This is a genomic window from Stenotrophomonas sp. PS02300 (genome assembly GCF_029959395.1).
GTDB lineage: Bacteria > Pseudomonadota > Gammaproteobacteria > Xanthomonadales > Xanthomonadaceae > Stenotrophomonas > Stenotrophomonas maltophilia_AD.
The window spans coordinates 1-7,944 of record NZ_JASCOP010000151.1; the positions used below are offsets into that span (position 1 = coordinate 1).

9 protein-coding genes are annotated in these 7,944 nt (G+C 68.0%); 4 read left to right on the forward strand and 5 right to left on the reverse strand.

The features are described from left to right. Window positions 1-103: 103 nt before the first annotated feature. The 3 genes from QMX79_RS18505 to sufT form a co-directional block, all read right to left on the reverse strand. Complete coding sequence (locus QMX79_RS18505; RefSeq protein WP_282248086.1) at window positions 104-1,843, reverse strand: S8 family peptidase; 1,740 nt, start codon at window positions 1,841-1,843, stop codon at window positions 104-106. A gap of 429 nt (window positions 1,844-2,272) precedes the next feature. Further along, a complete protein-coding gene (locus QMX79_RS18510; protein ID WP_282248087.1) occupies window positions 2,273-3,370 on the reverse strand; it encodes a branched-chain amino acid aminotransferase in 1,098 nt (365 codons plus the stop codon). 31 nt (window positions 3,371-3,401) lie between these two features. Further along, window positions 3,402-3,953: a putative Fe-S cluster assembly protein SufT gene (gene sufT, locus QMX79_RS18515; protein ID WP_282248088.1), complete on the reverse strand. Its 552-nt coding sequence runs from the start codon at window positions 3,951-3,953 to the stop codon at window positions 3,402-3,404. A gap of 117 nt (window positions 3,954-4,070) precedes the next feature. Between sufT and QMX79_RS18520 the strand changes: the two genes are divergently transcribed. Further along, entirely contained in the window at window positions 4,071-4,490 is a 420-nt protein-coding gene (locus tag QMX79_RS18520) for a hypothetical protein (protein WP_282248089.1), read from the forward strand. Window positions 4,491-4,629: 139 nt separating this feature from the next. Here QMX79_RS18520 and QMX79_RS18525 read toward each other — a convergent pair whose 3' ends face one another. Next, window positions 4,630-6,084 (reverse strand): NAD(P)(+) transhydrogenase (Re/Si-specific) subunit beta, encoded by a 1,455-nt coding sequence (locus tag QMX79_RS18525; protein ID WP_282248090.1) that lies wholly within the window; start codon window positions 6,082-6,084, stop codon window positions 4,630-4,632. Continuing rightward, window positions 6,081-6,389: an NAD(P) transhydrogenase subunit alpha gene (locus QMX79_RS18530; protein ID WP_068849390.1), complete on the reverse strand. Its 309-nt coding sequence runs from the start codon at window positions 6,387-6,389 to the stop codon at window positions 6,081-6,083. Before QMX79_RS18530 ends, QMX79_RS18525 begins: the two co-directional genes overlap by 4 nt. A gap of 147 nt (window positions 6,390-6,536) precedes the next feature. Between QMX79_RS18530 and QMX79_RS18535 the strand changes: the two genes are divergently transcribed. From QMX79_RS18535 to QMX79_RS18545, 3 genes are read left to right on the forward strand one after another with little or no spacing between them, the layout of a single operon-like run. Next, complete coding sequence (locus QMX79_RS18535) at window positions 6,537-7,088, forward strand: RNA polymerase sigma factor (protein ID WP_336618877.1); 552 nt, start codon at window positions 6,537-6,539, stop codon at window positions 7,086-7,088. An 8-nt stretch (window positions 7,089-7,096) separates the two neighbouring features. After that, window positions 7,097-7,414, forward strand: coding sequence for a hypothetical protein (locus QMX79_RS18540; protein WP_282248093.1), 318 nt, complete (start codon window positions 7,097-7,099; stop codon window positions 7,412-7,414). A 2-nt stretch (window positions 7,415-7,416) separates the two neighbouring features. Further along, window positions 7,417-7,842, forward strand: a complete 426-nt coding sequence (locus QMX79_RS18545; RefSeq protein WP_282248091.1) for a DUF3106 domain-containing protein — start codon at window positions 7,417-7,419, stop codon at window positions 7,840-7,842. Window positions 7,843-7,944: the final 102 nt, after the last annotated feature.

The window sequence follows — 7,944 nt, forward strand, 5'->3', positions numbered from 1 at the left end:
ACACGTGCGCAACAACGTCGCTGCGAATCGATTCGAGGACGCATGAGGCGGTAACCGCCTCATGCGTCGGTAGCGCCCGACCGTTGGTCGGGCGACCTTTTCCTCAGTACTGCGCGGTCAGGGTCACGCCGGAGAAGGTGCTGTAAGCCTTCACCCGGACGTGCCAGGTCCCCGCGGCCGGGGCGTTGATCGTGCAGGTTTCATTGTTGCCGCTCAGGTACGGGCGGCAGGTGTACACGGTGTCGGTGGGCGCGCTGCCCGAACGCACGTACAGGTCCGCATCGCCACTGCCGCCGGCGATGGTGACCTTCAGCTGCGATCTGCCCGACGGCACGGCCACGGTGTAGGCCAGCGACGCACCGCTGGAAGCACCCAGGCCGCTGACCGGCACGTTGTTCTGCAGCGTGCCGGTGCCCGGGTTCGGGTTGGTCCCGCCCAGCGCGGCGGTGACGGCCGCATCCGCATCGACGATACCGGCACCGCAGCCGCCGCTGCAGGCGCCCGGCAGGGCCCGTGCGGTGTTCTTGAGCAGCGTTTCAATGGCCGCCGGCGACAATGCGGTCGGCGCGACCGACTGCACCAGCGCGACCACGCCGGCCACGTGCGGGGCCGCCATCGAGGTGCCGTTGTAGGACGCATACGAGGCCGCGCCCGGCACGGTGGTGCCGCTGTTGAGCGTGGACAGGATCGCCTGGCCCGGCGCCGAGACATCGATGCCGGCACCGTAGTTGGAGAAGCTGGCGCGGGCGCCGGCCGAGGTGGTGGCGGCTACCGCGATCACGTTGGCGCAGTTGGCCGGCACCGACGAGGACACGTTGGTATTGCTGTTGCCCGCTGCCACCACCACGGTGGTGCCGCGCGACACCGCGCCGTTGATGGCGTTCTGGTAGGTGGTCGAGCAGGTGCCGCCGCCGCCGAGGGACATGTTGATCACTTCGGCCGGGTTGGCATTGGCCGGCACGCCGCTGACGGTGCCGCCGGAGGCCCACACGATGGCATCGGCGATGTCGGAGGTGTAGCCGCCGCACTTGCCCAGCACGCGCACCGGAACGACCTTGGCGTTGTAGGCAGTACCGGCCACGCCGGTGGTGTTGTTGGTCACCGCGGCGATGGTGCCGGCCACGTGGGTGCCGTGCCAGCTGGAATTGGAGGCCGGGTAGCCGGCGCCGCATTCGTTGGCGGCGTACCAGTCGCCTTCGTCGTTGGCGTTGTTGTCGCGGCCACCGCCATCGCGGGCCATCGCGGCGTCGCTGATGAAGTCATAGCCGGGCAGGATGTTGGCGTTCAGATCCGGATGGTTGGTGATGCCGGTGTCGATCACCGCCACCACCACGCCGGTGCCGGTGGCCTTGTCCCATGCCGGGCGCACGTTGATCGAGGCGTTGCTGGTGCCGAAGCCCCACTGCTCGGACAGGCGGCTGTCGTTGGGCACCAAGGTGGCGTGCATCAGCTGGTCGACTTCGACGTATTCCACGTTCGGGTCGGCGGCCAGGCGGCGCATCAGCAGTTCCGATTCGGCCGCATCCAGCGGACGGTCGGCCTTGACCACGGTCGGGCCAATGGCCAGCTGGCGCAGCTTCTGCAGGCCCAGCGCGCGACCCTGCGCGGCCGGAACGGCCTGGGCGGCGGCCTTGAGCGAACTGGCCAGCGCGGTCGGGGTGGCGACGTCGGTGGCGCCGTCCTTGTACTTGACGATGAAACGCTGGTGGGTCGGGGCCGAGGCCAGGCCACTCAACTGCACGTCGCCGGCGAACGCCGGAGCCGCCAGGAGCAGGGTCGAAAGCACCGAACCACCGAGTACAACCAAGGCACGCTGACGCAAGCGCTGCGAATCATGAGACATCGGAATTCCCTTCAAGTCGTGAGGAGCCGTCGAGGCGGCAAAGGTCGGTTCGATCCGGCGCTGTGGAGCGGTGGCTTGGATCGAACCTGGAAGACGGATCGGTTTTCCCCTGCGAAACCGCCCGACCCCGGACGCTAGTGGTTTCGATTCAGCCCAACAATGTTTCAGCCCGCTTTCAGGGTTGTGAAAGTTTCGATCTGAGACTTTTCGGGTCAACGGTTTGTGAATGTGAAGAAACTTCCGCGTGCCGATGCGGTCACGCCGGGTGCAATTCGTGTCCTGCGTCACTGTCTTGCGCGTCATGACCAAGACATTGCTTGCGCGTCAATGAGTTGGGCGCGTTTGGATCGTTCAGACGAGGAATGCCGGACATGAAAAAGGCCCGCCTGTTGCCAGGCGGGCCTTGGGGTGTTCAATGACTTCGAACGATCAACCGTCCAGGCGCACCAGCCAGCCATGGCGGTCCGGCAGGCGGCCGTACTGGATGTCGGTCAGTTCCTTGCGCAGCGACATGGTCACTTCACCGGCCGGGGCGGTCAGGTCGCCCACCGAGAAGCCTTCGCCCTTCAGCTGGCCGATCGGGGTGACCACCGCGGCGGTACCGCAGGCGAACACTTCGGCGATCTCGCCCGAGGTCACGCCCCGCTTCCACTCGTCGATGGTCACCTTGCGCTCTTCGACCTTCATGCCGCGGTCGCGGGCCAGCTGCAGGATGCTTTCGCGGGTGATGCCTTCCAGGATGCTGCCGGACAGCGCCGGGGTCACCAGGGTGCCGTCCTTGTAGACCAGGAATACGTTCATGCCGCCCAGTTCTTCCAGGTACTTGCCTTCGACCGGATCCAGGAACAGCACCTGCGAGCAGCCCTGCGCCTGCGCCTTCTGCTGCGGCAGCAGCGAGGCGGCATAGTTGCCACCGCACTTGGCCGCACCGGTGCCGCCCTTGGCCGCACGCGCATATTCGGTGGACAGCCAGATCGACACCGGGGCTACGCCCTTGGCGAAGTACGGGCCGGCCGGGCTGGCGATCACGTAGTAGCCGGCCTTCTGCGCGCCGCGCACGCCGAGGAAGGCTTCATCGCCGATCATGAACGGGCGGAAGTACAGGCTGGATTCGTCGGCCGACGGCACCCAGCTGGCGTCCACGGCGATCAGCTGCTTGAGCGATTCGACGAAGATCTCCACCGGCAGTTCCGGCAGCGCCAGGCGCTGCGCCGAACGCTGCAGGCGGCGGCCGTTGGCATCCGGGCGGAAGGTCCAGATCGAGCCGTCGGCATGCCGGTAGGCCTTGATGCCTTCGAAGATTTCCTGGCCGTAGTGCAGCACCGCGGCGGCCGGGTCCAGCTGCAGCGGGCCGTACGGGCGCACGCTGGCGTTGTGCCAGCCGGTGTCCTTGTCCCACCGCACTTCCACCATGTGGTCGGTGAAGTGCAGACCAAAACCGGGGGCGGCCAGGATGCGTTCACGCTCCTCGCTGCTGCGCGGCTGGGCGGAACGGGTGGTGGTGAAGCTCACGGAAGACTGGGACACCGGAAATTTCCTGTTCTGGTTACGGGTTCAATTACAGCATGCCGGTTTCAAGGCGGGCGGCCTCGGACATCATGTGCTGGTTCCACGGCGGGTCGAACACCAGTTCGACATCGGCTTCGGCCACGGTCGGGATCATTTCCAGCTTGCTGCGCACGTCGTCGACGAGGATATCGCCCATGCCACAGGCCGGCGCGGTCAGGGTCATCTTGACGTCGACCTCGCGCTGGCCATCGTCCAGGTGCTTGAGCTCCACTTCGTAGACCAGGCCCAGGTCGACGATGTTGAACGGGATCTCGGGGTCGAAGCAGGTCCGCAGCTGCTGCCAGACCAGTTTTTCGACCTCCTCGTCGGAGGCGTCGGCGGGCAGTTCCAGCGGCGCGGGCGGTTCCTTGCCCATGGCGTCGCCGTCCTTGCCGGCGATGCGGAACAGATTGCCTTCGACGAACACGGTATAGCTGCCGCCCAGCGCCTGGGTGATGTACCCATAGCTGCCGGCGGGCAAGGTGACCGTTTCGCCCTGCGGGACCATGACGGCCTCGCAGTCGCGTTCGAAGTGGACGGGTTCGCTGCTACGGGAGTACATGTGGATCGATATGGGGTCGCGGCCAATTCCCGCAAGGCGCTCATTTTAGCCCAGCGGCCGGCCACGCGCCGGTCACCCCGCAAGCCGGTATCCTGTGGTGGACCAAAGGAAGAATGCATGCCGCCCACCTCTGCGCCCGCCAGGTCCGCCCACTGGCTCTGGCCCCCGCTGTTGCTGCTTGGAGTCGTCACGGCCACGCTGGCCTGGTTGTTCATCGCACTGCTGAGCGGCCGCCAGGCGGGCTGGATGGCCGTGCTGGTGGCCCTGGAGCTGGGTTTCATGCTGCGCCTGGGCAACCTGCGCGGCGGCCTGCCGCGGGTGGCGTTGACCCTGCTGGGCACCGTGCTGGTGGCGCTGGCCGCCAACTGGGGCATCGCCTCGGCCTACCTGGGCGGCTCGCTGGGACTGGATCCGTGGGAATCAGCGTTGCGCATGGGGCCGTTCATGGCGTTCACGTTGGTTCAGCTGGCCAACGGGGTTGGCGAGGTGCTCTGGCTCGGTGTTGCGCTGGTAGTTGGATGGTGGATCGCGCGGTAACGCCAACGCATTCTGCGCTGGCGCTCCCACGGTTCGCTGCGCAAACCGCGGGCCCCGCGCATCATCATTCACCCAGACCCCCGCCGCTTCGCGGCTGCCCCCCTGACTCAGGGGGGCTGTGCCTCCAGATGCTTTTCGGTCAATGCCCGCCGTCCAGGGCCTTCAATTCGCTGACCAGCGCGCTGGCCGCGCCGGCGCCGTCGCCGTAGAGCATGCGTGCGTTGTCGGCGTAGAACAGCGCGTTCTCGATCCCGGCGAAGCCGGTGCCCTTGCCGCGCTTGATCACCACCACGTTGCGGGCGTTGACCACGTCCAGGATCGGCATGCCGTAGATCGGGCTGGCCGGGTCGGTGCGCGCCACCGGGTTGACCACGTCGTTGGCGCCGATCACCAGCACCACGTCGGTGGTGGGGAACTCGGGGTTGATGTCGTCCATGTCGGCGATCAGGTCGTACGGCACCCCCGCTTCGGCCAGCAGCACGTTCATGTGGCCCGGCATGCGCCCGGCCACCGGGTGGATCGCGAATTTCACCTTGATGCCGCGCTCGATCAGCCGCTGCGCCAGTTCCCACACCTTGTGCTGGGCCTGGGCCACGGCCATGCCGTAGCCGGGCACGATCACCACGCGTTCGGCGAAGGCCAGCATGGCGGCCACGTCGCTGGCTTCGATCGGCTTCTGCGCGCCGGTGATTTCCTGCGCCGTGCCACCCCCGCCGAAGTTGGAGAACAGCACGCCGCTGATCGGCCGGTTCATCGCCTTGGCCATCAACCGGGTCAGCAGGATGCCGGCCGCGCCGACCATCATGCCGGCGATGATCAGCGCCTCGTTGCCGAGCACGTAACCTTCGAAGGCGACCGCCAGGCCGGTGAATGCGTTGTACAGCGAGATCACCACCGGCATGTCGGCACCGCCGATCGGCAGGGTCATCAACACGCCCAGCGCCAGCGCCACCACGAAGAAGCTGATGATCGCCACCGGGCTCAGGCTCACCGCTGCCCAGATCCCCAACACGACGACCGCAAGCGCGACCAGCAGGTTGAAGGCCTGCTGGCCGGGGAAAGTCACGCGCCGGTCCAGCCGCCCGTCGAGCTTGGCCCAGGCGATGATCGAGCCGGACAGCGACACCGCGCCGATCGCCGAGCCGATCACCGCCAGCGCCAGTACCGTTGCCGAGGGCTGCCGTGCGCTCAGTTCGGCGATGGCCTGCGCGCTCCAATGGGTGGTATCGCGGTTGGCCAGGAACGAGAAGCGCAGCAGTTCCACCGCGCCGATCGCGGCGGCCGAACCGCCGCCCATGCCGTTGTACAGCGCCACCATCTGCGGCATGTCGGTGATGGCCACGCGTTTGGCCGACCACCACGCCACGCCGGTACCGATCGCCACTGCGGCCAGGATCAGCGGCACGTTGTGCAGGTCGGGCAGGAAGAAGGTCGCCACCGTGGCGATCAGCATGCCCAGGCCGGCCCAGCGGATGCCGCTGCGTGCGGTCATGGGCGAGGCCATGCGCTGCAGGCCGAGCAGGAACAGGGTGGCGGCGACCAGGTAGCTCACCTGCACCAGCCACTGCAGCAGTTGCGCGGTGGTGACGTTCAAGGCGCCTTCTCCCCGGCATCGCGCTTCTGGCTGGGCTTGAACATGTCCAGCATGCGTTCGGTGACCACGTAGCCACCGGCGGCATTGCCCGCGCCGAGCACCACGGCGATGAAGCCGATGATCTTTTCCAGCGGGGTCTGCGCGTGGCCCAGCACCACCATGGCGCCGATCAGCACGATGCCGTGGATGAAGTTGGACCCGGACATCAGGGGGGTATGCAGGATCACCGGCACCCGCGAAATGATCACGTGGCCTGCGATCGCAGCCAGCATGAAGATATACAACGCCACGAACCCGTCGCTCATTGCTGTCCCTCTTCCCGGCGGTCATCCCGTCCCCTGCATCATAACCATGCGCTGAACCGTTCTGCAGGGCGGTCAACCGATGCCGCGCTGGTGCGTTCTCACGGTATCCCCCTGCGCGAGCGCTACCCTGTGCTGGTGAGCCCTTCCCTGCCGACCCTGGCCGACGATGCCGATGCCGAAACCGCGCTGCCGGTGTCGCTGGATGCGTTCCTGGCCGGCATCGGCCCGCGCGCGTTCCGCTTCGCCGAGGCCGGGCTGCGCCAGCGTGACGATGCGCTGGACGCGGTGCAGGACGCGATGCTGCGCATGCTGGCCTACCGCGACAAGCCGGCGGGCGAGTGGTCGCCGCTGTTCTGGAGCATCCTGCGCCGCCGGGTGGTGGACCTGCAGCGCCGCCGCGGCTTCCGGCTGCGGTTCTGGCGCAGCAGCGACGAGCTGGCCGGTGACCACGACATCGACTGGGCCGATCCTGGACCGGGCCCGGCCCAGGCGCATGAGCAGCGCGATCAGTACGCGGCGCTGGTCAAGGCATTGCGCGACCTGCCTGCACGCCAGCGCGAGGCCTTCACCCTGCGCGTGCTGCAGCAGCTCGACGGCGCCACCACCGCAGCGGCCATGGGCTGCAGCGAAGGCGCGGTCAAAACCCATCTTTCGCGCGCCCGGCAGGCGCTGCAGCAGCACCTGGAGATTGAACTGTGAGCCGCCCCGTGCCCCCCACCCTTCCCGATGATGCCGCGCTGGCGCAGCTGCACGCGCATGCGCTGACCCAGCTCTCCCCGGCCACGCTGGCGCGTCTGCGTGCCGCGCGGCATGCGCCGCAGCGGGCGCGCGCGCACGGCTGGTGGCTGGCCACCGCGTGTTCGCTGGTGGTGGCGCTGGGCCTGGGCATCAGCTTCACCGCCCGCCCGCCGGTGGCCCCCCCGGTGCAGGTGGCGGGCGTGGCCGCGGATGACAGCGGCGACGTGCTCGACGAGAATCCGGACCTGTACCTGTGGCTGGGCGCCACCGACCTGGCAATGGAGTGAACATGAAACCGCGACTGACCCTGGCGCTGGTGCTGTTGTCGCTGAGCGCGGCCAGCGCCGCGCAGACCACGACGCTGCCCGAGTGGGACAAGCTCACGCCGCAGCAGCGCGATGCGCTGATCGCGCCAGTGCGTGACCGCTGGAACGACGCGCCGCCGCCGCAGCGCGAGCGCATGCTGCAACACGGCCAGCGCTGGCAGAGCATGACCCCGGAACAGCGTGAGCTGGCCAGGCGCGGCCGCCACCGCTTCGAGAACATGAGCCCGGAACAGCGCGAGCAGGCCCGCGCACTGTTCGCGCAGATGCGCGGCATGACCCCGGCCCAGCGTGATGCCCTGCGCGAGCGCTGGGGCAGCATGAGCCCGGAACAGCGGCAGGAATGGCTGAAGGCCAACCCGGTGAAGGACCTGCCGCCTCCGAAGCGCTGATCGGTAGTCCACAGCCACGCAGGGCGTGGCTCTACGGGTCCCGCGCGGTAGAGCCACCCCCTGCGTGGCTGCCCCCGCTCAATTCGCCATCCACCCCGTCTT

Coding starts and splice junctions, on each gene's coding strand:
- QMX79_RS18545 (WP_282248091.1), top strand. CDS start 7,417: ATGAAACCGCGACTGACCCTGGCGCTGGTGCTGTTGTCGCTGAGCGCG.
- QMX79_RS18505 (WP_282248086.1), bottom strand. CDS start 1,843: ATGTCTCATGATTCGCAGCGCTTGCGTCAGCGTGCCTTGGTTGTACTC.
- sufT (WP_282248088.1), bottom strand. CDS start 3,953: ATGTACTCCCGTAGCAGCGAACCCGTCCACTTCGAACGCGACTGCGAG.
- QMX79_RS18520 (WP_282248089.1), top strand. CDS start 4,071: ATGCCGCCCACCTCTGCGCCCGCCAGGTCCGCCCACTGGCTCTGGCCC.
- QMX79_RS18530 (WP_068849390.1), bottom strand. CDS start 6,389: ATGAGCGACGGGTTCGTGGCGTTGTATATCTTCATGCTGGCTGCGATC.